The 23,644-nt window shown below is 70.0% G+C and carries 23 protein-coding genes; 2 read left to right on the forward strand and 21 right to left on the reverse strand.

The genetic code is table 11. The features are described from left to right. Positions 1-5 precede the first annotated feature (5 nt). From J2X37_RS04420 to J2X37_RS04435, 4 genes are all read right to left on the reverse strand, one after another. Entirely contained in the window at positions 6-1,262 is a 1,257-nt protein-coding gene (locus J2X37_RS04420; RefSeq protein WP_310018250.1) for an MFS transporter, read from the reverse strand. After that, entirely contained in the window at positions 1,259-2,137 is an 879-nt protein-coding gene (locus tag J2X37_RS04425; protein ID WP_310018252.1) for an alpha/beta hydrolase, read from the reverse strand. Before J2X37_RS04425 ends, J2X37_RS04420 begins: the two co-directional genes overlap by 4 nt. A 148-nt stretch (positions 2,138-2,285) precedes the next feature. Beyond that, positions 2,286-2,471 carry an NAD(P)-binding protein gene (locus tag J2X37_RS04430; RefSeq protein WP_310018254.1) on the reverse strand — a complete coding sequence of 62 codons (186 nt, stop codon included), beginning with the start codon at positions 2,469-2,471 and terminating at the stop codon, positions 2,286-2,288. 25 nt (positions 2,472-2,496) lie between these two features. Beyond that, positions 2,497-3,912, reverse strand: a complete 1,416-nt coding sequence (locus J2X37_RS04435) for an MFS transporter (RefSeq protein ID WP_310018256.1) — start codon at positions 3,910-3,912, stop codon at positions 2,497-2,499. A 226-nt stretch (positions 3,913-4,138) separates the two neighbouring features. Between J2X37_RS04435 and J2X37_RS04440 the strand changes: the two genes are divergently transcribed. Then, entirely contained in the window at positions 4,139-4,843 is a 705-nt protein-coding gene (locus J2X37_RS04440; protein WP_310018258.1) for a hypothetical protein, read from the forward strand. A gap of 3 nt (positions 4,844-4,846) precedes the next feature. Here J2X37_RS04440 and J2X37_RS04445 read toward each other — a convergent pair whose 3' ends face one another. Both J2X37_RS04445 and J2X37_RS04450 read right to left on the reverse strand, forming a co-directional pair. Next, complete coding sequence (locus J2X37_RS04445; RefSeq protein ID WP_310018260.1) at positions 4,847-5,680, reverse strand: alpha/beta fold hydrolase; 834 nt, start codon at positions 5,678-5,680, stop codon at positions 4,847-4,849. After that, positions 5,677-6,177: a VOC family protein gene (locus J2X37_RS04450; protein WP_310018262.1), complete on the reverse strand. Its 501-nt coding sequence runs from the start codon at positions 6,175-6,177 to the stop codon at positions 5,677-5,679. The genes J2X37_RS04445 and J2X37_RS04450 overlap by 4 nt, the downstream gene beginning before the upstream one ends. Before the next feature lie 161 nt (positions 6,178-6,338). On the opposite strand from J2X37_RS04450, the gene J2X37_RS04455 reads away from it, so the two are divergent. Then, positions 6,339-7,310 (forward strand): VOC family protein, encoded by a 972-nt coding sequence (locus J2X37_RS04455; protein WP_310018264.1) that lies wholly within the window; start codon positions 6,339-6,341, stop codon positions 7,308-7,310. A 20-nt stretch (positions 7,311-7,330) separates the two neighbouring features. On the opposite strand, the gene ftsA is transcribed toward J2X37_RS04455, so the two are convergent. The 15 genes from ftsA to J2X37_RS04530 form a co-directional block, all read right to left on the reverse strand. Next, positions 7,331-8,587 carry a cell division protein FtsA gene (ftsA, locus tag J2X37_RS04460; RefSeq protein WP_310018265.1) on the reverse strand — a complete coding sequence of 419 codons (1,257 nt, stop codon included), beginning with the start codon at positions 8,585-8,587 and terminating at the stop codon, positions 7,331-7,333. Further along, entirely contained in the window at positions 8,587-9,528 is a 942-nt protein-coding gene (locus J2X37_RS04465) for an FtsQ-type POTRA domain-containing protein (RefSeq protein WP_310018267.1), read from the reverse strand. The genes ftsA and J2X37_RS04465 overlap by 1 nt, the downstream gene beginning before the upstream one ends. Beyond that, the gene (gene murB / locus J2X37_RS04470; RefSeq protein WP_310019496.1) at positions 9,525-10,445 is read right to left on the reverse strand and encodes a UDP-N-acetylmuramate dehydrogenase; all 921 of its coding nucleotides are present in this window, start codon (positions 10,443-10,445) and stop codon (positions 9,525-9,527) included. The genes J2X37_RS04465 and murB overlap by 4 nt, the downstream gene beginning before the upstream one ends. Before the next feature lie 62 nt (positions 10,446-10,507). Next, positions 10,508-11,947, reverse strand: coding sequence for a UDP-N-acetylmuramate--L-alanine ligase (gene murC, locus J2X37_RS04475; protein ID WP_310018269.1), 1,440 nt, complete (start codon positions 11,945-11,947; stop codon positions 10,508-10,510). Then, positions 11,944-13,122, reverse strand: a complete 1,179-nt coding sequence (gene murG / locus J2X37_RS04480) for an undecaprenyldiphospho-muramoylpentapeptide beta-N-acetylglucosaminyltransferase (RefSeq protein ID WP_310018271.1) — start codon at positions 13,120-13,122, stop codon at positions 11,944-11,946. Before murG ends, murC begins: the two co-directional genes overlap by 4 nt. Positions 13,123-13,147: 25 nt before the next feature. Further along, a complete protein-coding gene (locus J2X37_RS04485; protein ID WP_310018273.1) occupies positions 13,148-14,368 on the reverse strand; it encodes a putative peptidoglycan glycosyltransferase FtsW in 1,221 nt (406 codons plus the stop codon). After that, a complete protein-coding gene (gene murD / locus J2X37_RS04490; RefSeq protein ID WP_404979601.1) occupies positions 14,365-15,711 on the reverse strand; it encodes a UDP-N-acetylmuramoyl-L-alanine--D-glutamate ligase in 1,347 nt (448 codons plus the stop codon). The genes J2X37_RS04485 and murD overlap by 4 nt, the downstream gene beginning before the upstream one ends. Before the next feature lie 17 nt (positions 15,712-15,728). Continuing rightward, a complete protein-coding gene (mraY, locus tag J2X37_RS04495; RefSeq protein ID WP_310018277.1) occupies positions 15,729-16,790 on the reverse strand; it encodes a phospho-N-acetylmuramoyl-pentapeptide-transferase in 1,062 nt (353 codons plus the stop codon). A 24-nt stretch (positions 16,791-16,814) separates the two neighbouring features. Further along, the gene (locus J2X37_RS04500) at positions 16,815-17,003 is read right to left on the reverse strand and encodes a hypothetical protein (RefSeq protein WP_310018279.1); all 189 of its coding nucleotides are present in this window, start codon (positions 17,001-17,003) and stop codon (positions 16,815-16,817) included. Positions 17,004-17,030: 27 nt separating this feature from the next. Next, positions 17,031-17,984, reverse strand: a complete 954-nt coding sequence (locus J2X37_RS04505; RefSeq protein ID WP_310018281.1) for a hypothetical protein — start codon at positions 17,982-17,984, stop codon at positions 17,031-17,033. After that, positions 17,981-19,462: a UDP-N-acetylmuramoyl-L-alanyl-D-glutamate--2,6-diaminopimelate ligase gene (locus J2X37_RS04510; protein ID WP_310018284.1), complete on the reverse strand. Its 1,482-nt coding sequence runs from the start codon at positions 19,460-19,462 to the stop codon at positions 17,981-17,983. Before J2X37_RS04510 ends, J2X37_RS04505 begins: the two co-directional genes overlap by 4 nt. Next, on the reverse strand, positions 19,459-21,234 hold the full coding sequence (locus J2X37_RS04515) for a peptidoglycan D,D-transpeptidase FtsI family protein (protein ID WP_404979593.1): 1,776 nt from the start codon (positions 21,232-21,234) through the stop codon (positions 19,459-19,461). The genes J2X37_RS04510 and J2X37_RS04515 overlap by 4 nt, the downstream gene beginning before the upstream one ends. Then, complete coding sequence (locus J2X37_RS04520; protein ID WP_310018286.1) at positions 21,234-21,935, reverse strand: hypothetical protein; 702 nt, start codon at positions 21,933-21,935, stop codon at positions 21,234-21,236. Before J2X37_RS04520 ends, J2X37_RS04515 begins: the two co-directional genes overlap by 1 nt. Continuing rightward, positions 21,932-22,888 (reverse strand): 16S rRNA (cytosine(1402)-N(4))-methyltransferase RsmH, encoded by a 957-nt coding sequence (rsmH, locus tag J2X37_RS04525; RefSeq protein WP_310018288.1) that lies wholly within the window; start codon positions 22,886-22,888, stop codon positions 21,932-21,934. Before rsmH ends, J2X37_RS04520 begins: the two co-directional genes overlap by 4 nt. After that, positions 22,885-23,388, reverse strand: coding sequence for a division/cell wall cluster transcriptional repressor MraZ (locus tag J2X37_RS04530; protein ID WP_310018289.1), 504 nt, complete (start codon positions 23,386-23,388; stop codon positions 22,885-22,887). Before J2X37_RS04530 ends, rsmH begins: the two co-directional genes overlap by 4 nt. Positions 23,389-23,644 lie beyond the last annotated feature (256 nt).

The following is a 23,644-nucleotide window of genomic DNA, read 5'->3' on the forward strand; positions in this document are numbered from 1 at the left end:
GACGATCATGGGGTTGGACGTGACGGGCCGGGCGGAACGGGATCTTTCCCTGTCCAGTCCGGATAGCGACCGAGGGCGAGGAGCGACGCGCCGCCCCCGGCCATCAGCATGGCGGCAAGGTAGAGGGCCGGGTCGTAGCTGCCGGCGGCATCGCGCACGGCGGCAAAGGCGGTGGAGCCGACCCCGGCGGCCAGCGCGAAGCCGGCCCACTGCCAGGCATAGATCCGTCCGAAGCTGCGCATCCCGAAATAGCGGCTGCACAAGTAGGCGATGAGATCGAACTCGGCACCTCCGGCAAGGCCGACGAGCGCGGCGGCCAGCCCCGGCGAGACCTCGCGCGCGATGAGGATGCAGGCGATGCTCGGCACCCCCAGCAGGACCAGCGCGACGAGCGGCGCCCAGAAGCGGTCGAGCAGCCAGCCCGCCAGCAGGCGACCGGCGATGACCGTGACGCCGAGGATGCTGGCATAGAAGGCCGCGTCCGCCACCCCCGCCTCGGCGAGCATCGGCACGAGATTGGGAATGGCCCCGCCGACACCGAACGAGATCGCGGCAAAGGCGGCGAGGATCAGCCAGAAGCGATAGCCCCTCAGCGCCTCGGCCAGGGTTAGGCCGCTCTCCGGCACACTCGCCGCGTGGGCCGAGGAGCCTTTTGACGGGCGGGCATGAAACAGCAGGAGCGTGGTGGGAAGCGCGACGAGGGCGACCGCGCCGGCCATCGCGAAATAGGCCGCGCGCCATCCCGCTTGCGCGACCACTTCGCCGATCAGCGGCGGCGCGACGATGGCGGTTAGGCCGCTGCCCGAAAGCGCGATGCCGAGCGCCGTGCCGCGCCCGGCGTTGAACCACCCGGCGATGCCCCGCGACCAGGTGAGCGGCGTGGTGCCGAGCGAGACCGCGGCCATTGCGAACCAGGCGGCCTTCCACATCGTCGGACCGTCCCCCTGCAAGCCCAGTCCGGCGAGGCCGCAGACCAACCCGACCTGTCCGGCGATGGCGACCGCGCGCGCGCCGAACCGGTCGATCAGCGATCCGGTCGGCCCGGCCATCACCACGGTCGCGATCATCGAGAAGAGCAGGCCCGAAAGAATGTCGGCGCGGCTCCACCCCAGGTCCGCCGCCATCGGCCCGGCGACGACGCCCAGCGTGTAGAACGGCAGGGCCGAAAGGCCGAGCGACACGCCGACGAGCGAGGCGACCAGCACGCGCCAGCCGCCGCGCATCTCCTCGCGCATGCCCGGCCGGATGGCGGTGGCGGTCAAGACGCCGCCTCGTCCAGAAAGGCGCTTAGCGGCGCGGCGACCGCATGCTTGTCGCCTTCGTCGCCGTCGATCTCGGCAAGCCGCCCGAACGGCAGGAGTTCGAGCGCGCGGCGGGTCGGCCCGGCCAGCATGTCGCCGCGTTGCGCCAGGCACAGGGTCGGGCATGGCACCTGCGCCAGCATCGTCTCGGTGGGATAGGCGAAAGCGGCGCGATAGGTCGCCGGAATGGCCGACAGCCCTTTCAGCACGTCCGTCACGAAAGCGAAGAGCGAGCCCGCATCGGGCAGCCCGCCACCGCGCGCGGCGGCTGCCGACTTGTCGAACCAGGGGAAAAACAGGTGCATGTCGCGGGCAAAACCGTGCGCGCGCAGCAGGTGCGTGCCGTCGTGATCGGGCACGATCGCGGGCGCGTAGTCGCGGGCGAAGCGCGCGGCGGTCTGCGCGTCGAAGATCGGCACGCCGTCGATCACCAGGCGGCGGACCTTGCCGGGATGCCGTGCCGCGATCTCCACCGCGACGCAGGCCCCGGTGTGAGTTCCGTAAAGATCGACCGGCCCGCCAAGCGCGTCGATCAGCGGCAGGAGATCGGCGGCAAGATCCGCAATCGCGGGTTCCGCCATGTCGAGCGCATCGCTGTCGCCCAGACCGGGCAGGTCGGGCGCGACGACATGGCGCGGCGCCAGCGCCTCCATCAGCGGCACCAGGTGCCGCGACGAGGCGGGGAGGAGATGCAGGAGCACGAGGGTCGGGGCCGCGCCGGGCGCTCCGCCCTCGCGGAAATGGAGCTGCCGCTCACCACGGTCGAAGAAGCGGCGACGGACCACGCCCGCGCGTTCCGCTTCGGTTTCGGCAATGGCGCGCGCAGGTTTCGGCAATGTCGGCCCCCCGGTGACAGCGAGGGGTCAGAATGCCGGTCCGCGCGCAAGACGCACCGCCTTGCCGGCAAATGTTCGCAGGGTGGAGAGAATGGCGCCCCTCCCCTTCATGCGGCATACCCGCTCAAACCGGGAGAGCGACCGGATCTTAGGCGAAGATCGCGGGCGAAAGCGTGATGCCGGCCCTCAACGGCGCGAAGGCCGCGGCCTGTTCGCACAGCAGGACCTGTCGCCCCTGTCGCAGCAGCGCGAGCGAGAGGGCAAGGCCGGCAATGCCGCCACCGACGACGATCGCACGGTCCATGCCCGCCCGGTCCATGTCCGCCCCGTCCATGGCCGCCCGGTCCGCGCCCGGTCTGTCAGGCCGCGTGGGCGGGCGGGGCGCGCAGCGCGCGAGCCAGCGCCGGCACGAAAGCCATGCTGGCGAGGAAGAACGCCATCGGCACCAGCGAATAGGTGACGAGCACCCCTCTCAGCGCCCCGGCGTCCTGTTCGATGATCCCCCCGCGCGAGGATTCGAAGCCGAAGGCCGAAAGCGTGATCCCGGCGATCAGCGGGCCGAGCGCGAAGGCGAGCTTTTCCGCTGCGGACCAGATCCCGGCGTAGCTGCCCTCCATCGCCGCGCCGGCCCCGGTCTCGCCCTGGTAGATGCTGTCGGTGAACAGCGATGTCAGCAGCATCACGAATCCCGCGTTGGTCACCCCGATCAGCGCCCCGCGTACGAGGATCAGCCCGTCCTTCAGCGTCACCTCCCCCAGCACCGGCAGGGTCATCGCCGTGTCGGCGCCGAAGTCGATCCACAGCCAGCTGAGCGTGACGAGGCACCAGGCGAGAACCTGCCAGACGAACAGCGGCAGCTTGCCGATGCGGCGCGAAAGGGTGAGCCATAGTGGCTGGACCGACAGCCCGACCAGCGACATGACGAGGACGAAGGGCAGCAGCAGTTCGACGCTGCCGGCGAGGTAGATGAAGACCAGTGCCACCGCCGTGTAGGACGACGCCTGCCCCACAGTCTGCAGGAACTGGATCGAGAGCAGCAGGCGGAAGGTGCGATTGCGGGCGAGCGTCGCGAACTGCTGGCGCAGCGGCGGCGGCGCCTGCTGCCCGGCGGCCTTGCCGGCCAGGACCGGACGCAGCCCGAGCGCGCTGCCGAGCATGGTGACGAGGCAGATCAGCCCGAAGACCAGGCCCATCGCGTGCCAGCCAGCGTGGCCGCCGCCGAACCAGAACACCGCAGGCTGCGCCAGCCCGACCCCGAGCAGGACCCCCGCGGTCAGAAAGATCATCCGGTACACGAGAATGCGCGTGCGTTCGTGCGGGTCGGTCGACAACAGCGCCGCGATGCCGAGATAGGGCACCGAAAAGGCGCTGAACGCGGTCATCGACAGCAGGAAGATGCCGCTCACCAGGGCGGCGCTGACCAGCGAGTTGGCGAATTCGGGCACGCTGAACAGCGCATAGAAGCCGACGCTGGTCAGCACCGCTCCGGTGACGAGGAACGGCGTGCGCCCGCGGCGCGGTGCGGCGCGGTCGGACCACGCGCCCATCAGCGGATCGCACAGGATGACCCACAGCTTGGGCAGCAGGATCGCGAGCCCCGCGATCCATGCCGGGATGCCGAGGATCGTGGTCATGAACACCGGCAGCAGAGCGGCGGGCGTGTCGCGGAAGATCTGCGCCCCCGTCTGCCCCAGCCCGTAGCGGAGCAGGACGTTGACGGGCAGCGGTCCACTGGTCGGAAGCGCTTGCGAGGACTGGCCGTAGGGATTTTTCAAGTACGAGCCTTGCTGCGAGGGACGATACCGCAGGCTGCGGGCGCGATGCCGGGCTGCATACGACGCGCAGGGGATATCTCCGCGTGCCGGATAGGGCAATCGGCGCGGGCCGCCATCTCCGGCTGGCGGACAGACCGCGCCGCAGGCCTTTGAAGCCGCCGTCCGTGGCTTCTGATGCGTCGACCGGCCGCCACCCATGGCCGCCGCGCCATGAAAGGGACGCGTCATGACCGCCTTTACCCCGCGCCGCCACGCCGGTCGCATCCACTACTTCAAGAGCGAGGTCATCGCGGGGCGCGAGGATTTCGCCATCGACGTGCGGGCCGACGGGCGCACGGTCCGTTCCTATTGCGAGATGGCCGAGGGCGACCTGACCCGCGATGCCTCGTGGACGCTGGACCCGTCGCATCGCCCGGTCGAGGGCCATGTCCGCGTGGTCCAGCACGGGCGGCAGGCCGGGAGCGCCTGGTACCGCTTCGGCGACGGCTTCACCGAATGCGAATCGCTGACGGCGACGATGGGCCGGACCACGCAGCGGCTTGACGGGGACGCGCGCTATCTCGGCCTGCACCCGCTGGTCGGCGACGGACTGATCGCACTGGCCCGCGGCACCGACGCCCCAGGCACCGAGCGCCGGATCGAGAGCGTGACCTGTTCCTACGACGTCAACGGCGAGACCAGCCTCGTCGCGCTGCCCATCGACATCGGCGTGACGTATGTGGGCGAAGAGGACCTGACCGTTCCGGCGGGCACCTTCCGCGCCCATCGCCACGCGATCCGCTGGCAACCGCACTGGCCTGCCGCGCACCTGTGGGTGCTGGGCGAGGACGCGGTGTTCGTGCGCCTGCAATGGGATTTTTCCGGCCTCGACGCGCAAGCGGTCCGGCTGGCGACGGGCGGCGGCGCGATGTCGCCGCAGTTCGACTGGTAGCGCTCAGTCCGCGCGGGGCGGCGCATCGGGCCGGACGAAGGCGGCGACCGCCTCGGCCCAGGCCTCGCCTTGCTGGTCGACGATATCGACCCCGCCCCCCTCCAGCGCGGCATAGGCGAAGCGGGGGAACATCGCGCTGGCCCGCAGCGCATGTTCGTGAATCAGGTCGCCGGTGTTGGTGAGGATCAGCGTCGGCAGGTCGAGCAGCGCGAGCCGTTCGGCATGATCGTACATGAAGGCGGCGTAGTGGCCATGCCAGAACGGGCCGCTGCCGACGAGCGCCTGGACGACATAGTCGCTGAGCCGGTCCGCCGCGATCGTCCCCGCCGCCAGCCGGTCGCGCAAGTCGAAGAACTCGACCATGTGCGCCGCGTGCGGGCGCGGGCCAAACGCGCGCTCCCACGGGTGGAGGTTGGCGAGGAAATCGGCGCGGTCCGCATCGCTGACCAGCAAGGGGCCGTTGACGACGAGCGCGTCGAACCGGTCCGGCGCGGCGAGAACCGCCTCGGTCGCGACCAGCGCGCCGGTGTGATGGCCGAGAATCGCACTGCGAGCGAGAACGAGCGCGTCGAGTACCGGCCCGACGATGCGCGCGAAATCGGCGATGGTCGGGACACGGCCTACCGGGTCGGACCCGCCGAAGCCGGGAAGATCTATGCCGATGGGCCAGATCCCGCGCCGGGCCAGCGGCTCGTAGACGCGGTCGAACTGGCCCGATGTCATCGGCGCCTGATGCAGCAGCACCAGCGGCACGCCCCTGCTCGCCGCGCCGGCCAGTTCCTGGAAGTGGATCTGGCCGAACGGGCCATCGGCGTAATGCCGGCGCGGGCGGCTCATGCGCCTTCGGCTCCGGTGCGTTCCTGTTCGGCGGGGTCGTTCTCGACGAGGTTGACCAGCACCCCGTCGCAGTCGCGGATGCAAACCTCCCGCTGCGCGCGGTGCGCCATCACGAACAGTTGCGGCTCCGGCATCCAAGTCGCGCCCAGCGCGCGGGCGTCGGCCAGCGCGGCGTCGAGGTCGGCGACATAGAAGATCAGCGCGACCTCGCCGATGCGGGCCGGACCGGCGGGCGGCGGCAGTTCGGCGGCGCCGCTGTCGTCGGCAAGCCGGAACAGCCCGACCATGCCGTAATTCGGTCCGGGGCGCTTCAGGATGCGGATCTCGAACGGGCGCGGATCGGCAAAGCCGAGGATCGCCGTGGCGGACGGATGGTCGAGGCGGCCTTCGAAGTAGGTCTCGGTCAGGCCGATGGCGCGATAGAACCGGCTCGCCCGTTCAAGGTCGCGCACGAACATCGTGGCCCGCACCAGCGCGGACGACTTGTGGGCGATCATCCTCGTACTCCGCATCGTTCAAACCGCGAAAAGGCGGCGGATGGCAGGCCGGCGCCAGTCGTCATCCGGGATTCTCCGTCAGGCGGACATTCGCGTCCCCGCCCCGCCGTCGCGGACAGCGCCGTGAAATCCTTCGAGCCAACTCAGGGAGCCCAGCGCACATGACCGGCATCGCGGAAGTCATCCTCAGCGTCTACGACATCGACCGCATCTCCACGCCGCTGGTCGAGGCGGGCGGTTACGCGCGGGAGGACCTTGCCGACTGCCCGGCGGAACAGTGGAGCGCGTGGCGCGTGCCGCGGGATTGCACCCGCATCGCCCAGACACTGCTGCGCGCCCCCGGCGATCCGCGCGGGCGCATCCGCGTGGTTCGCTTCGACGGCGTGGACAAGGCGCTCATCCGCCCCAGCCAGCGGACCTGGGACAGCGGCGGCATCTTCGATCTCGACATGTTCTCCACCGACGTGCGCGCGCTTTATTCCCGGCTCGTCATCGACCATGGCTGGACCGCGTTCGGCGAGCCGGTCGACTACGTCATCGGCGAATTCGACGTGGCCCAGGTGGTGGCGCGCGGGCCGGACGGGCTGAACCTCGCGGTGATCCAGCCGCACAAGCCGCCGCTCTTCGCCCTGCCCGCATTCGACCGGCTGAGCCGGGTCTTCAACTCGACGCAGCTCGTCGCCGATCTCGACCGGGCGCTCGCGTTCTATCGCGGCGTCCTTGGCTGGCAGGTGCTTCTCCACGAAGAGGTGACCGGCGTGATCGAGCCGGGGGCCGACGTCCTCGGCCTGCCCCTGCCGCTCGCCCGCGAATGCCGCCGCCGGGTGGCCATCGTCCATCCCGAAGGGCGCAACGACGGCTCGGTCGAACTGATCGAGATCGGCGGCGTCACCGGCGAGGACCGTTCGGCGCGCGCCGTCGCGCCCAATGTCGGCCTTCTCGCCCTGCGCCTGGCGGTCGCGGATGCGCGGGCGGAGGCCGAGGCGATCGTCGCACGCGGCGGGACGCTCCATACCCCGCCGATGGCGGTGGACATCGCCCCGTTCGGCCCCGCCACGGTCTTCAGCGTGCGCGCGCCCGACGGCGCGATCCTCGAATTCGTCGAGTGCGCGGGTTTTTCAGGGCAGGACTGACCCGGCCCGACGCCGAGCGATCAAAAGTATTCGCGGATCGCCCGCATCACGCGGTTGGCCAGCTTCATCTGCCCGAACCGGCTCGTCGTCTGCCAGGCGGAGCCGTGCGTGCGGATGTCGATCGGATCGGCAGCGGCATAGAGGACGAGGCCGGTCAGCGCCGCGAAGCCGGGGCGGGCATGCGCTTCGGGCAGGCCCTTCATCGCCGGCGGGCGGCCGGTGCGCACGGGCTTGGCCAGCGCCTGCTGTACATGGTCGGCCAGCCCCGCCAGTTCCGCACCGCCGCCGGTGAGCACGATCTGCCGCCCGTTGCCGCCGCGTCCGGTAACGAAGCCGAGACCCTTAAGGGCCCTGGCCACGTCCTCGGTCCAGCGGGAGAGCTGGTTGCTGATGGTGCTGATCAGTTCGGCGCGGGGCACTTCGTCGCCGCCGTCGGCGAGCGGGATCTTCTCGCGGTGGTCGGTCGGGCTGGCGATGGCCGAGCCGCAGACGCATTTCAGCCGCTCGGCCTGCGCGCGGCGGATGCCGAAGGCGCCCGCGATCGCGTCGGTCAGTTCGTTGGAGCCGTAGGGCAGGACCGAGACGCCGACCAGCATGCCGCCGACATGGACCGAGACGTGCGTGACTTCCGCGCCGAAATCGACGACCGCGACGCCCAGTTCGCGTTCCTCCTCGGTCAGGCAGGCATGGCCCGTCGCGACCGCCGCGCCGACGACGCCTTCGACCTCGAGGTGCGCGTTCTGCACCGCTTCCATCAGGTTGCGCAGCGGCCCGGCCTCGGCCTCCATCACGTGGACCGCGACGGCGAGGCGCTGGGCATGAAGCCCGCGCGGGTTCGACACGCCCTGCGCGCCGTCCAGCACGTAATGCGCGGGCTGGGCGTGGAGCACGACGCGCGGCTCGCCCAGTTGCGGCACGATCCGCTCGCGCGCTTCGGCCAGCAGGTATTCGACGTCGTCCTGGTCGATCCGGCGACCGCCGATCTCGATGTCGACTTCGCGGATCTCGCTCATCAACCCGGCGTTGGCGCAGCCGATCCAGACGCTCGACACCTGTGTGTCGGCGGCGCGTTCGGCGCGTTCGATGGCGTCGCGGATGGCGTGGGTCGCCGCGTCCATGTCGGTGACGTAGCCGCGCCGGATCCCGTCCGCGGCGCGGTGGCCCGAACCCAGCACGATCATCTCGCCGTCGCCGGTCAGTCCCGCGATCATCGCGGAAATGCGGAACGAGCCGATGTTGATCGCGCCGAAAACCTTTTCGATCCTGAGGTTCGCCATCACTGTGTCCCCGTTGCCTGCGCTGCCATCTTCTTCGCTTCTTCGCGCGCCTTGCGCTCTTCCTCGGCCCGGCCCGGCACGCGCAGGTAGATCTTGCTCGGATCGCGCATGTCGAAGGCCGCGACCTTGCCGCCGAGCAACCGGTTCATCCCGTCCATCTGGGCAAAGGCGACGAGCGCCTTGGCCGCCTCCTCCTCGCCTTCGGGCAGGGCGACGACCTGGCCGGTCGCGAACGTGAGGTTCCAGCGGCGATGCCCGATCCACTCGGCGCCGCGCACCTGTTTCTGCAAGGCAGGCGCGGCCTCGAGCAGGACCGAGAGATCGGTTGCCATGTCGGCCGCGCCGTCACCCTTCAGCACCAGCATGTTGCCGGCGCTGGCGGCGGGCACCGGCTCCAGCTTGTGGCCGCTGGGATCGATCAGCACGAACTGCTCGCCCTGCTTCAGCACCGCGTGCGGCGTCCGCTCGATCACGTCGATGACCAGCGTGTCGGGCAACTGGCGCGATACGCGCGCATCGGCGACCCACGGCAACTGCACCAGCTCGTCGCGCAGCGCGGCAACGTCCAGTCGCGTCATCGGCTGCGCCTGCGCGGCGATGGCGCGGCGGTAGATGTCCTGCTCGTCCATGCGCTCGACGCCGTGGACCTCGACCCGCCGCACCGCAAAGCCGCTGTCGGCCGCCAGCCGGCCGATCTTCTCGTCGGCGAAGGCGGGTAGCCCGGCCAGCACGGCCAGGCCCCAGGCAGCGCCCAGCGCGGCAAGGATCAGCACGACCGAGAAGGTGCGCTGCAACGCCCGTTCCGACAGGCCGAGCATCTCGAACAGCGAATTGAACAGGCCGCCGGTCTTCGCCCTGGCCCCCGCGACCGCGCGCTTCTTGCCGCGCGCCGATGCCGCGCGCCTGACGCCCTTGCCGCCGCGCTTGATCGTCGTGCTCACGTCGATGTTCCCATGGGGGCGGGCACCACGTCGTTCGCGCCGAAGCGGCCGACGCGGCGGATTTCCCATTCCAGCGTTACGCCCGAATGCGCGTGCACCCGGCGGCGCACTTCCTCGCCCAGCGCCTCGATGTCGGCGCTCGTCGCCTCGCCGCGGTTGATGAGGAAGTTGGTGTGCTTCTCGCTCACTTGCGCGTCGCCGATGGCAAGGCCGCGGCAGCCCGCCTCGTCCACCAGCTTCCACGCCGATGTGCCGGGCGGGTTCTTGAAGGTCGAGCCGCCGGTCTTGGTGCGCAGCGGCTGCGAGGCTTCGCGCGCCTCCGAGATGCGGTCCATCTCCGCTTGGATCGCGGCGGGGTCGCCCGGCTCGCCGCGCATGGTGGCGGCGACGACGATGGCGCCGTCGGGCAGGTCGGAATGGCGGTAGGTATAGCCCATGTCGGCCAGCGACAGGGTGGCGGGCGTCCCGTCGCGCAGCACCACTTCGGCGCTGGTCAGGATGTCCTTGACCTCGCGGCCATAGGCGCCGCCGTTCATCCGCACGAAGCCGCCGACGGTGCCGGGGATCGACTTCAGGAACTCCATCCCCGCGATGCCGCGGTCGCGCGCGGTCGAGCTGGCAAGGATGCCGGACGTGCCGCCGCCGAAGCGCAGCGTGTTCTCGCCCGCGTCTTCGGCCCCGGCAAAGGCCTTGCCCAGCCGCACGACGACGCCCGGCACGCCGCCGTCGCGCACGATCATGTTGGAGCCGAGGCCAAGGCCCATGACCGGCACCTGCGGCGGCAGCGCGGCGAGAAAGGCGCAGAGATCGGCGGTATCCTCGGGCTCGAAAAGCAGTTCGGCGGGGCCACCGGTCTTGAACCAGGTCAGCCTTGCCAGCGGCGCGTCGGCGGTCAGGCTGCCGCGCGGCGCGGGCATGGTGAAGCGGCCGCTCTCCAGCGCGATCGCCAGCCGGTCGCCATCGGGCACGATCGTCGCCATCAGGCGCGGTCCTGCCGTGCGTTGACCGCGTCGGCCAGCCCCGCCGCCCACTTGGTAATGTCGCCCGCGCCCAGGCAGACGACCTGGTCGCCTGGCTGCACCGTTCCCGCCAAGAGGGTCGCCAGCGCATCGGCGCTCTCGATCACCCCGGCGCTGTGGTGGCCGCGTTCCTTGAGGCCGGCGACCAGCGCCTCGGCGTCGACGCCCTCGATCAGCTGCTCGCCCGCCGGGTAGACCGGGGTGATGTAGACCACGTCGGCATCGTTGAAGGCCTGCTGGAAGTCGGCCATGTGATCGCGCAGCCGGGTGTAGCGATGCGGCTGCGCCACCGCGATGACGCGGCCCCCGCCCGCGATCTTGGGCGCCCCCTCGCGCGCGGCGGCCAGCACGGCGCGGATTTCCACCGGGTGGTGGCCGTAATCGTCGATCACCAGCGCCGGTTCGGCCCCCGTGGCGATCTCACCCACCTTGGTGAAGCGGCGCTTGACGCCCGAGAAGCGAGAGAAGCCCGCCTGGATCGTCGCGTGCGGGCACTGCATTTCCAGCGCCACGGCGATCGCGGCCAGCGCGTTCTGCACGTTGTGCCGTCCCGCCATCGGCAGGTCGACGCCCTCGATCCGCTCGACATGCCCGTCGCGGTGGCGCACCGCCACGTCGAACCGGTTGCCGCCGGGATAGGGCTGCACGTTCTCGCCGCGCACGTCGGCCTGCGCCGAAAAGCCGTAGGTGACCACCCGCCGGTCGCGGATCTTGGGCAGGATCGACTGCACTTCGGGGTGATCGATGCACAGCACCGCCGCGCCGTAGAAGGGCACGTTCTCGATGAATTCGACGAAGGCGTCCTTCACCGCGTCGAAGCTGCCGTAATGGTCGAGGTGCTCGGGATCGATGTTGGTGACGACCGCGATCTGCCCGTCGAGGCGCAGGAACGAGCCGTCGCTTTCGTCCGCCTCCACCACCATCCATTCGCTTTCGCCGACCCGGGCGTTCGAGCCGTAGGAATTGATGATGCCGCCGTTGATCACCGTCGGGTCGACCCCGCCGGCATCGAGCAGGGCCGCGACCATCGACGTCGTCGTCGTCTTGCCGTGAGTGCCGGCAACCGCAACCGTCCGCTTCAGCCGCATCAGTTCGGCCAGCATCTCCGCCCGTCGCACCACCGGGATGCGGTGTTCGAGCGCGTAGACCACTTCGGGGTTGTCGCGCTTTACCGCGGTGGAGGTGACGAGCACGTCGACGCCCTCGAGGTTTTCGCCCTTCTGGCCGATCATCACCGGGATGCCGCGCGCGCGCAGCCCTTCGACGACGTAGCTCTCGTTGATGTCCGATCCCTGCACCGAATAGCCGAGGTTGTGCATCACTTCGGCGATGCCCGACATGCCGATGCCGCCGATGCCCGCGAAATGGATGGTGCCGATGTCGGTCGAGACGCCCCTCATGCGCCCGCTTCCGCCACTTCGCCCAAGCCCTGTGCCTTGTCGCGGGCGGGCTGGCGCACGCGGATCACGTCCATCAGCGGCGCGCCGCCGAAGCTTTCGACGAGGTCAGCGAGGTCCCTGGCCGCGTTGGGGCGGCCGCAGTTCCACGCCATGTGCGCGGCATTGCCGAGCGTTTCGGGATCGGCGGCCATCGCCTCGATCTGGCGGGCGAGTTCGGACGGCGTGAACCTGTCCTGCCGGATCGCGCGCGCGCCGCCCGCCTCTGCCATGTCGCGGGCATTGGCGGCCTGGTGATCGTCCATCGAGCCGGGCAGCGGGATCAGGATCGCCGGGCGGCCCACCGCGGTCAGTTCGGCGATGGTCGATGCCCCCGCCCGCCCGATGAACAGGTGCGTGTCGGCGAGCCTTTCGGCCATATCCTCGAAATAGGTGCCCAGTTCGGCGGGTATCTCGTGCTCGTGGTAGGCGGCGCGCACGCCCTCGATATCGGCGGCGCGGCACTGCTGCGTCACCTGCAAGCGGTGGCGCAGGCTTTCCTCCAGCATGGCGAGGCCCGCAGGCACCACCTGCGACAGGATCGATGCGCCCTGGCTGCCGCCAGTGACCAGCACCCGCAGCAGCCCGTCCGCGCCGAACGGCGGGAACGGGCGGTCGCGCAGCGCCAGCACTTCGGCGCGCACCGGATTGCCCAGCACGTGAACCTTGTCCTTGCACCCGTCGGGCATCTTCTCGACCCGCGCATAGGCGGTGACGATGGCCGCGGCCTTCCTGGCGAGGAAGCGGTTGACCCGGCCCAGCACCGCGTTCTGTTCGTGGATGACGGCGGGCACTTTCGCCGCGCGCGCGGCCAGCAGCGTCGGAAGCGCCGGATAGCCGCCGAAGCCGACGACCGCGCTCGGCTCGAAATCGCGCAGCAGGGCCAGCGCCATGCCGCGCCCCTTCCAGATCGCGAGCGCCGCCTTCAGCCGCGCCACGAGACCGCCCTGCATCCGCCCGGCGGGCAGGACATAGACGCCGAGGCCATCGGGCACGCCGGGAATCGCCCGGCCGCGTTCGTCGGTCACCAGCGCGACGCGGTGGCCGCGCGCGATCAGCTCGCTCGCCAGCGCGAAGGCCGGGATCATGTGACCGCCGGTGCCCCCGGCTGCCAGTACGTAGTGGCGCGAGACGCTCATCGTCCCCAACCTGGAAGCAACACGTCTATCTCCTGTGGCCCATCGGCAGGCCGTCCCGTGTCAGATACGGGTTTCGCCGCGTCACCGCCAGCAGCAGCCCGACGGTAAGGCACAGCGCAATCATCGACGAGCCGCCGTAGCTGATCAGCGGCAGGGTCATGCCCTTGGAAGGGAACAGCTGGAGGTTCACCGCCATGTTGATGAAGGCCTGCCCGCCCAGCAGCGCGGCAAGGCCGGTGCCCGACAGCAGCGTGAACAGGTCGTCCTCTCCCGCCAGGCGCCACAGCACCCGCACGACGAGCGCGCAGAACAGGAGCGCGATGCCCGCCACCGCGATCAGTCCGAACTCCTCGCCAATGACCGAGAGGATGTAGTCGGTGTGCGCTTCGGGCAGGATGTTCTTGCGCTCGCCCATCCACAGCCCGCGCCCGAACCAGCCGCCGCTGGTCAGCGTCTTGTTGGCAAGGTCGACCTGGCTGAACGCCTCGCTGCCGCCCAGGAACGCGTCGATGCGGTGGCGCGCGTTCTCGTAGAAAAAGTAGGACCCGACGACGAGGCCGACGATGCCGCCCGCGCCCCAGCCGACGAGCTTCAGCGGCAGGCCGGCGACGACGACCAGCACAAACCAAACCCCGCACAGCAGGATCGCCGTGCCGAAGTCGGGCTGGAGCATCAGGAACAGGCACGATGCGGCGAGCAGCGCGCCCGACAGGGCCATGACCGGCAATTGCGGATCGCGCACCCGCCACGAAAGGATCCAGGCGCTGAGGATGGTGAAGGCGGGCTTGTAGAATTCGGACGGCTGGAACCCGAAACCAAGCCGGATCCAGCGCCGCGCGCCGTTCACTTCGGCCCCGACGAAGGGCACCGCAATCAGCAGCAGGAACATCCCGGCGCCGAGCACGATGGCGAAGCGTCGCGCCGATTCGCGCGGCAGCAGGCTGACCGCCAGCATGACCATGATGCCGACCGCGAGAAAGCCCAGGTGCATCCAGAAGAAGTGCAGGTCCGACAGCGTCGTCTCCGCCGTCGACAGTCGCTGCGCGCTGGCGGCGGACCCCGCGGCCACGCCGATCACGCCGGTCAGCATCAGCGCGGCGACGATGGCCAGCAGCACCTTGTCGATCTCGCGCCACCAGACGGCCAGTTCGTGCCAGCGACCCTTGCGCCGGGGAGATTGCCGCCGCGCGATGTGAACGCCGCCTGCGCCGCGCTCGAAACCGCTGTCGATGTGGCTCGTGCTCATGCCGCTTCTCCGAGCGAATGGACCATGCTGGCAAAGGCCTCGCCCCGCTTCTCGTAATCGCGGAACTGGTCGAAACTGGCGCAGGCCGGGCTGAGCAGCACGACGTCGCCGGGCCGCGCGGCGGCGGCGGCGGCGCGGACCGCCTCTGCCATCAGCTCGCTGCGGGTGACTCGCGGCACCCGGCCTTCGAGAAGCTGGGCGAACATCACGCCGGATTCGCCGATGGTGTAGGCCGCCGCGACATTGCCGAGATGGGCTTCCATCTCGCCGAGAGTGTCGCCCTTGGGCAGCCCGCCGACGATCCAGTGGATGCGCGGGCCGTGATCCTCCGGCGCGAAGGCGGCCAGCGCCGGCGCGGTGGAGGCAGGGTTGGTCGCCTTGGAATCGTTGACGAACAGCACGCCGCGCAACGTCGCCACCCGCTCCATCCGGTGCGGCAGGCCGGGAAAGCTCTTCAGGCCCGCCTCGATCTCGGCGTCGGTCAGGCCGATGCGGCGGACCGCGGCGACGGCGGCAGCGGCATTGCCGAGGTTGTGCGGCCCCTGCAGCGCCGGCCAGTCGGCCTGCGCGCCGGGCACGGCGACATCCTCGATCACCACCGGCGCGCGGCCGTCGAGCGCGCGGGCCACCGAACCGATGCCGGTGAGCGTGGCGCGGTCGACGATGGCAAGGCCGTGGCCGCGCTGCATCTGGAACAGGCGTGCCTTTGATACCGCGTATCCGGCGAAACCCTCGTCATAGCGGTCGAGATGATCGGGCGAGAGGTTGAGCAGGATGGCGATCTCGCAGGCAAGGCTGCGGGTAAGGTCGATCTGGTAGCTCGACAGTTCGAGGACGTAGATCCCGCCCGCCGCCAGAGGTTCGGTCGAAAGGACGGGAACGCCGATATTGCCGCCCAGCCGCGCATCGTGCCCGGCGCTTTCCAGCAAGTGGTGGATCAGCGCGGTCGTCGTCGACTTGCCGTTGGTGCCGGTGATGCCGATGACCCGATGCGGCGGCAGCGCGGGGCGGGCCTGCGCGAACAGTTCGATATCGCCGATCAGCGGCACGCCCGCGGCGCGGGCGATGTCGGCGATGGGGTGGCGGTTGATCGGCACGCCGGGCGAGACGACGATGCCGTCGCAGCCGCGCACGCTCTCCACCGTCAGTTCGGCGATGACGCAGCGGCCGCCCGCCTCGCCCGCGCCCATCGCCGCCAGCGCGGCGGTGCGGGCATCCTCGTTCCGGTCCCAGGCGACGACGCTGGCGCCGGCCTTGGCCAACGCGCAGATCGTCGCGATCCCGGTGCGCGCTAGGCCCAGCACGGCATAGCGCCGGCCGGCGAAGACCGTTTCCGGCAGGATCGAGGCGGCGCCTTCGCTCACCGGACCTTCAGCGTGGCGAGGCCGATGACGGCGAGCACGATCGAGACGATCCAGAAGCGGATGACGACGGTGCTTTCGGCCCAGCCCTTCTGTTCGAAATGGTGGTGGATCGGCGCCATGCGAAAGATGCGCCGACCGGTGCGCTTGAACCAGAAGACCTGGACGATGACCGACACTGCCTCCAGCACGAAGAGCCCGCCGACGATCGCAAGCACGACCTCGTGGTGCGCGGCGACGGCGATGACGCCGAGCGCCCCGCCCAGCGCGAGGCTGCCGGTGTCGCCCATGAACACCGCCGCAGGCGGCGCGTTGAACCACAGGAAAGCGAGCCCGCCGCCGATGATCGCGGCGCACAAAATCGCCAGTTCGCCCGCACCCTCGACGAAGGGGATGCCGAGATAGCTCGAATAGTCGGCCCGCCCGACGAGATAGGCGATGATCGCGAACGTGCCGCTGGCGATGATCACCGGCATGATGGCCAGCCCGTCGAGCCCGTCGGTCAGGTTCACCGCGTTGCCCGCGCCGACGATGACGAAGGCGGCAAAGACGTAGTAGAGCGGCCCCATCGGGATACCGAAGGTCATGAACGGCAGGTAGAGCGTGGTATCGTCGACCACCAGCCACGCGGCGAGGCCCGCGACCGCGAACTCGAACATCAGGCGGACCTTGCCCGACACGCCCTTGTGGCTGCGCTTGGTCACCTTGTCGTAGTCGTCGAAGAAGCCGATCGCGCCGAAGCCGACGGTGACCGCGATGCAGGCCCAGACCATCCAGCTTTCGAGATCCATCCACAAGAGCATCGAGATCAGCACGGATGTGAGGATCAGCAGCCCGCCCATCGTCGGCGTGCCGCGCTTGGCGAGGTGCGTCTGCGGCCCGTCGAGCCGGATCGGCTGGCCCTTGCCCTGCCGCACCCGGAGATAGCCGATGAAGCGCGGCCCGATGACCATGCCGATGACGAGCGCCGTCAGCAGGCACGCGCCTGCGCGGAAGCTCTGGTAACGGATCAGGTTGGCCAGCCCTTCGAATTCAAAAAACTGGGCAATGATGTACAGCATCGAGTATCCTTCGACCGTGGGCCTTCAGCGGTTCAGCGGCCAGCCCGGATGGCCGGGCAGCAGGTCCGCGAAGCGCAGGGCGATACCGGCGTTCGGTGCGATGTCCAGCCATGCGCGAAGCGGCCCGCCTTGTGAAGCGGGCCGCTCGTCATTTCCCCGGTTGGCCTTGGCGGTTTGCGCCCGGCGGCGATCGCCCCCTTGGTGACGCCGCATCGCCGACACGCCCGCGTCAGGGCCGGATCAACCGGCGACGACGCGGCGCTGCGCCTCTTCCCCCGGCGCACCCGGCTGCATCACCAGCGCGGCGCTGCCCAGCGAGGCCCCGGCGGCCCGCATCGCGCCGAACACGGCCAGCGCGGCGCAAGGGTCGCCATAGGCATCGTCGAGCGCGAAGCACAGACGCTGGCCCATCATCTCGGCCGTGACCAGCCAGCCGCCGCCGAAGCCGCCGACCGCGTCGAGGAGGCAGATGTCGGCGCTGGCCTTGCGGCCATAGCCGTAGACCTGGGCTCCCATGTCGAGCGCGGCGGCGCGCCAGCAGGCGAAATCGGCATGGTCGGCAGGCAGGACCGCCGCGCCGCCGGCCATCAGCGATCCGCTCGCGCGGATGCCCTCGGCCCGGTTCAGCAGGTGGCCGCCGACGAACAGGTGCGGGCGCAGCCGGTCGATCGTCGGCAACCCGTCGATGGCGAAGATCGCGTGCGCGCGGTCGGCGGCAAGGCCGGCGAGCGCGGCGTCCAGCCCGTCCTCGCACGACGGGGCGTAGGCAAGCCCCCGGGTCGCCCCGTCGAGCGCGGCGCCGAGCGCGGTGGGCACGCCGCCGGCGGCAAAACCGGCGTGGCCGATGATCGTCGCGCGGGCGCGGTTGCGGGCGGCGCGGGCCAGCCGGGCCAGCGCCTCGTCGACGTCGTCGACCAGGATGTGCGGCCCGCGCACCGGGCGGGTCGAGACCACGCCCACCGCGCCACGCGCCAGCGCCGCGACCGCGTCCACCTCGCCGCGGGCGAAATAGAGCGCGCCGGGAATGACCCGGGCCGGGCTCATCGCGATCGAGTGCGCGGCAAAGTCGCCATGCGCGACGCCGCCCACCGACAGCGCCACCGTGTGGGCGCGCCATAAGGTGCGGTAGGCCGTGCCCTCGCTCTCCTCGATGATGGCGCGGCGGGTTTCGGTCGGTACGGGTTGGGCACTCATGCTGCACACTCCCTGGCTACGGTGACGTCGTCGAACGGATAGACGCGGGCATCGTCGCCGCGTCCGATGATCTGGCCCTGTTCGTGGCCCTTGCCGGCGATGAGGACGATGTCGCCCTTCCCCGCCTCGGCGATGGCGGCGGCGATGGCGTCGCGCCGCCCGCCGATCTCGCGGATGTTGTCGGCCCCTTCGGCCCCGGCGAGGACGGCGGCGCGGATCGTGGCCGGATCCTCGCCGCGCGGATTGTCGTCGGTGACGATGGCAATGTCGGAATGGGCGGCGGCGATCTCGCCCATCGGGCCGCGCTTGCCGGTGTCGCGGTCCCCGCCCGCGCCGAAGACGGTGACGAGCCGGCCGGTGACGTGCGGGCGCAGCGCGAAGATCGCGGCCATCAGCGCATCGGGGGTGTGGGCATAGTCGACATAGACCGGCGCGCCCGCGCGGTTGATCGCGGCCCGCTCGAGCCGCCCGCGCACGGGCTGCAACCGGGCCATTGCGTCGAAGACCTGCGTCGGCGGAACGTCGGAGCTTGCCAGCACGAGGCCCGCCGCGACCAGCGCGTTGGCGGCCTGGTAGGCGCCGATCAGCGGCAGCTTGACCGTGTGGGTCGCACCGCCGTGTTCCAACGTCAGCACCTGGCCTAGTTCGGTGGGCGTGCGCGAAAGCAGGCGGATGCCGTCCCGGACAATATCGGTCCCCTCGGCATCCGCCTGCTCGCCCACCGCGAACAGGCGCAGACCCCTGAGGCGCACGTGTTCGCAGACCGCGCGGCTGCGCGGATCGTCCATCCAGACCACAGCCGCTCCGCCGTCCGACACGACCTCGTCGAAGAGGCGCATCTTGGCGGCGAAATAGGCCTCCATGTCGGCATGGTAGTCGAGATGGTCGCGGGAAAGATTGGTGAAGGCGCCGGCGGCGACCTTCAACCCCTCGTTGCGGAACTGCGACAGGCCGTGGCTCGACGCCTCGTAGGCGACGTGGGTCACGCCTTCGCGGGCAAGCCCGGTCATGTTCGACAGGAACGTGACGATGTCGGGCGTGGTGAGGCCGGTCGACACGCTCTCGTCGGGCGTGGTGACGCCCAGCGTGCCGATGGAGGCCGCGGAAAAGCCGCACATGCGCCAGATCTGGCGGGTCATCTCGACCGTGCTGGTCTTGCCGTTGGTGCCGGTGACCGCGACGACGGTGGCCGGAACCGGGGTGAAGAAGCCTGCGGCGAGCCGGGCAAAGACCTGGCGCGGTTTGTCGGCGGCGACGTGGATCGCGGCGTCGACTTGCGCATCGGGCCGGGCGACGACGGCGACGGCCCCGCTGGCGACGGCCGCGGGGATGAAATCCTCGCCGTTGACGGCGCTGCCGCGGAACGCGCCGAAGACGGTGCCGGGCGCGACCTTGCGGTGATCGATCGCAAAGCCGGTGACGTCGGCGTCGCCGTCGACCGCGATCCCGGCCTTTGCGGCGAGGTCGGACAGCCTCATTCGTGGCCCCCGTCGTTGCCGATCAGCGGGCGCATGTCCGACAGGTCGATGTCGCGGTTCTCGTCCGGATAGACGCCGAGCATCGGCCCGATGCGCGGCACGATACGGCCCACCGCGGCGGCCGCGTTCCACGCGGCGGTCCGCTGGTAGCTCGTCGCCGCCGTGCCCTGCGGCTCGTCGAACATCGTGACGACGACGTAGCGCGGGTTGTCCATCGGAAAGGCGGAGGCGAAGGTGGTGACAAGCGCGGTTCGCTTGTATCCGCCCGCGCCCGGCTTTTCGGCCGAGCCGGTCTTGCCGCCGATGCGGAAGCCGGGGGCTTCGGCCTTGCGGCCCGTGCCGTCGGTCACGATCAGCCGCAGCATCTGGCGCATCCTGGCGCTCGTCGCTTCCTTGAACACGCGGCGGCCCTTGGGCACCTCGTTCGGGGCCAGCTTGTGCAGGGTCGACGGGCGCCAGATGCCACCGTTGACCATCGCGGCATAGGCGCTGGCAAGGTGCAGCGGGGTCACGGCGATGCCGTGACCGAAGGACACCGTCATCGTCGTGATCCGCGGCCATTCGCCGCTGCGCCAGATCGGGAACCCGCGGGCGGGCAGTTCGATGTAGGGCCGCTCGTTGAAACCGAGCCGCTCCATCGTCCGCTTCATCCGCGCGCTGCCCAGTTCGTCAGCGATCTGCGCGGTGCCGATGTTCGACGAATGCATCAGGATCTGCGGCACGTTGAGGCTGGGGCCGAGGCTGTGGCTGTCCTTGATCGCAAAGCCGCCGATGCGCAGCGGCGCGCCGGTTGGCCAGGTGCGGCCCAGATTGGTGATCGTGCCGGCATCGATGGCGGCGGCCACCGTCAGCGGCTTGAAGGTAGAGCCGAGTTCGTAGACCTGGTTGGTCACCCGGTTGAACATCTGCTTCATGCCGGCTTCGTCGATGTGGTTCGGATCGAAGCTGGGCAGCGAGGCGAGCGCGACGACTTCGCCGGTATCGACGTCGAGCACGATGCCGCCCGCGCCCTTGGCCTGGGACAAGCCCATGCCGCGCAGCAGTTCATCTTCCAGCGCGGCCTGGACCCGCGCGTCGATGGCGAGCACCTGTTCGCTGCCGCGCGTGCCGGCATCGGTGAGCTGATCGTCGAAAACCTGCTCCATCCCGACCCGGCCCTTGCCGTCGGCGCCGACATAGCCGAGCACGTGGGCGGCAAGGTTGCCTTCGGGGTAGTAGCGGCTCGGCTCGGCGGGCGGCGACAGCGCCGGTTCGCCGATGCGGAAGACGCGGTTGGCCTCCTCGGGCAGGATGCGGCGGCGCAGGTACTGCCCCTTGCCGCTGGCGAGCCGCTTCGCGAGTTCCGCCTCGTTCATGTCGGGGAAGATCTCGACCAGCTTGCGGGCGACTTCCTCCGGGCTGCGGGTCAGCGGCGGGCCGCCTTCCATCGCCTTGGGATTGAACCACAGCGCATAGGACTTGAAATCGCGGGCGAGCGGCATGCCGTTGCGGTCGACGATGGTGCCGCGATCGGGCAGCAGCGCGTTGCCGCCGGGGGTGAACGCGCTGGCCGAACCGAAGATGCCGATCATCGCCACGCGCAGCACCAGGATCGCTGTCGCCAGCGCAAAGGCGAAGGCGATCAGCGCGACGCGGGTGCGCGCCAGCTTCAGGGTCGTCGCGCGCAGGTCCGCCCGGCGCGCGGGCGCGGGCGGCGGTGCCTGGCGGGCGATGCGGTGAGCAGGGCCGGGCCCGGACAGCCCCTGGGCCGTACCGAGCGGGATCGATGCCATCAGCGCTTGCCTTCCGCGATCACGCTGTCGAGGTCGAACCGCTCGGCAAAGCTTTTCGGCGCGGCGGGGCTCTTGGACGCAGCGGGCTTGGCCGAAACGGCGGGTTTGGCGGTCGGTTGCGCAGCGAAGCGGGCCTCGCTCTTGGCGGCGGCCTTGGGTCCGACTTGCGCAGGGCGGATGCGGGCGTCGGTGGCGACCAGCTGGCGCATCATCGCCGGAGCCTTCGTCTCGGCCTGGGCCAGGCGGATGGCGGGCTTTTCCGCTTCGCCCTTCAGCGCGGGCGCGCTGGCGGGTTCCGCGCTCGCCATGCGGACCGGCGCGGCGGCTCTCGTGGCGACTTCGCCGCGATCCTCGCCCTGCGCATCGGCCACCGCCATGCGGACCGGCTGCGCGTCGATGATCTCGACCTGCTTGCCGAGCGAGGCGAGCTCGGCCCGGCCGTCGAGGAACTGGTCGGCGCGCGGCGCGACATAGCCGAAGTCCACCTCGTTCCAGCGGACCAGCTGCTGCTGGCGCGAACGGGTCTGGAACTCGGTCTCCAGTGAGGCGATCTGCTGCTTGGTCGCGACGATCGCCTTTTCGGTTTCCGCGATCTCGCTGTTCACCGCCTTGACCTGCAGCATGAGCACGAGGCTGAGCGCAGTGGCGACGACGACCGACCCGGTCCACATTACCGATTGCATGCGGTTGCGGCTGGTCATGCGGAAATCCTTTCGGGGGCGGGACGGGCGGGGGCGGCGGTGCGGATGGCGGAGCGCAGCACGGCGGAACGGCTGCGCGGGTTGCGGGCCAGCTCGGCCTGCGACGGGCGGACGGCCTTGGCGGGCTTGGCAAAGACGGGCGCGTGCACGGGCGCGACGTCCGGCATGTGGCGCGACGGCGCGGCCCCGGCCTGCGCGGCATCGCGCAAGTAGCGCTTGACGATCCGGTCCTCGAGGCTGTGGAAGCTGACGACGGCGAGGCGGCCGCCTTCCTTCAGCAATTCCTCCGCCGCGGACAGCGCCGCCATCAGTTCGTCCAGTTCGCCGTTCACGTGGATGCGGATCGCCTGGAAGCTGCGCGTTGCCGGGTCCTTCGGCGCGCCGGGGTGGTGGCCCAGCGCCTTCCTGACGACGGCGGCAAGCTGGCCGGTCGTTTCCAGCGGGCGGGCCGCGACGATGGCGCGGGCGACGCGGCGCGACTGGCGTTCCTCGCCATAGCGGTAGAGGACGTCGGCGATCGCCTCCTCGCTGGCGGAATTGAGGAAATCGGCGGCGCTCTCGCCCTCCTGGCTCATCCGCATGTCGAGCGGGCCGTCGACGGAAAACGCGAAGCCGCGACCCGCCTGATCGAGCTGCATCGAGGAAACGCCGATATCCATGACGACTCCATCCACTGCCGCCAGACCAGCTTCCTGCATTGCTGCGAGCATTTCCGAAAAGCGACGGGCGTGGAGGACGAGGCGGGGGTTTTCCCCGGCAGTTTCTTTCCACAGTTTCGCGGCGCGAATCGCATCGGGATCGCGGTCGAATCCGTGGACGGTGGCCCCGGCGTCAAGCAGCGCGCGCGAATAGCCGCCCGCGCCGAAAGTGGCGTCGATGATGACGCTGCCCGGCTTGGGATCGAGCGCGGCGATCACCTCGTCGAGGAGGACGGGAATGTGGGGCGCGTTCACTTGCGGCCCCGCTTCGGCTTGTCGTTTTCGGCCATGAGCGCCTTGCACGCGGCCTTCGCCGCGGCCCAGTCGTCGCCCATCGCCATCAGCTTGTCGGGATTCCAGATGGTGAAGAACGCGCCGCCGCCCTGGAAGAAGACCTGTTCCTCCAGCCCGCCAAGTTCGACGAGATAGTCGGGCATGATGAAGCGGCCCGAATCGTCGAACGGCAGTTCCATGAAGCCGTAGAGCTGGGCCGAACGGGTATCGCGGTCGAAATCCTGGCCGAGGCGGATGGCCCGCTCCTCTTCGCGGTCGAGCTGTTCTTCCAGCTCGTCCATGCGCGACAAGCCGAAGCCGATCAGGCAATCCCAACGTTCATGCTTGGCAAGGCACAGGACCTTGTTGTCGTGGCTGGAATCGCGGACGACCTTGCGGAACGCGGGCGGCAGCACGAAGCGGCCTTTTTCGCCGCGAAGCGAAAAGCCCTGCCCCCGATAGCTGAATGGCCGTCCCGCCAAGTGAAACCCCGATCCCCAACATCGCCTTGAAAAGGCAAGACTTCCCCGCACCCGGCTGCACACAGGCATGGCCCGGAAACACCCCCCTTGGGTGCGGCTGACACACGTTCCTTGAACGGAGTGAGTAATACTCCGGCTTTATCGGGGATGAAAGGGGAAATTACGGGAAAATACGTTTTGAAACCGTTTTCCGCGGGTTTGCGGCCTGCGTCTTCCGTCGGAACGAGGCGAGAATCGGCCAGGCTGCCGCCGGATT

Source organism: Croceicoccus sp. BE223 (assembly GCF_031457155.1).
Classification (GTDB): Bacteria; Pseudomonadota; Alphaproteobacteria; order Sphingomonadales; family Sphingomonadaceae; genus Croceicoccus.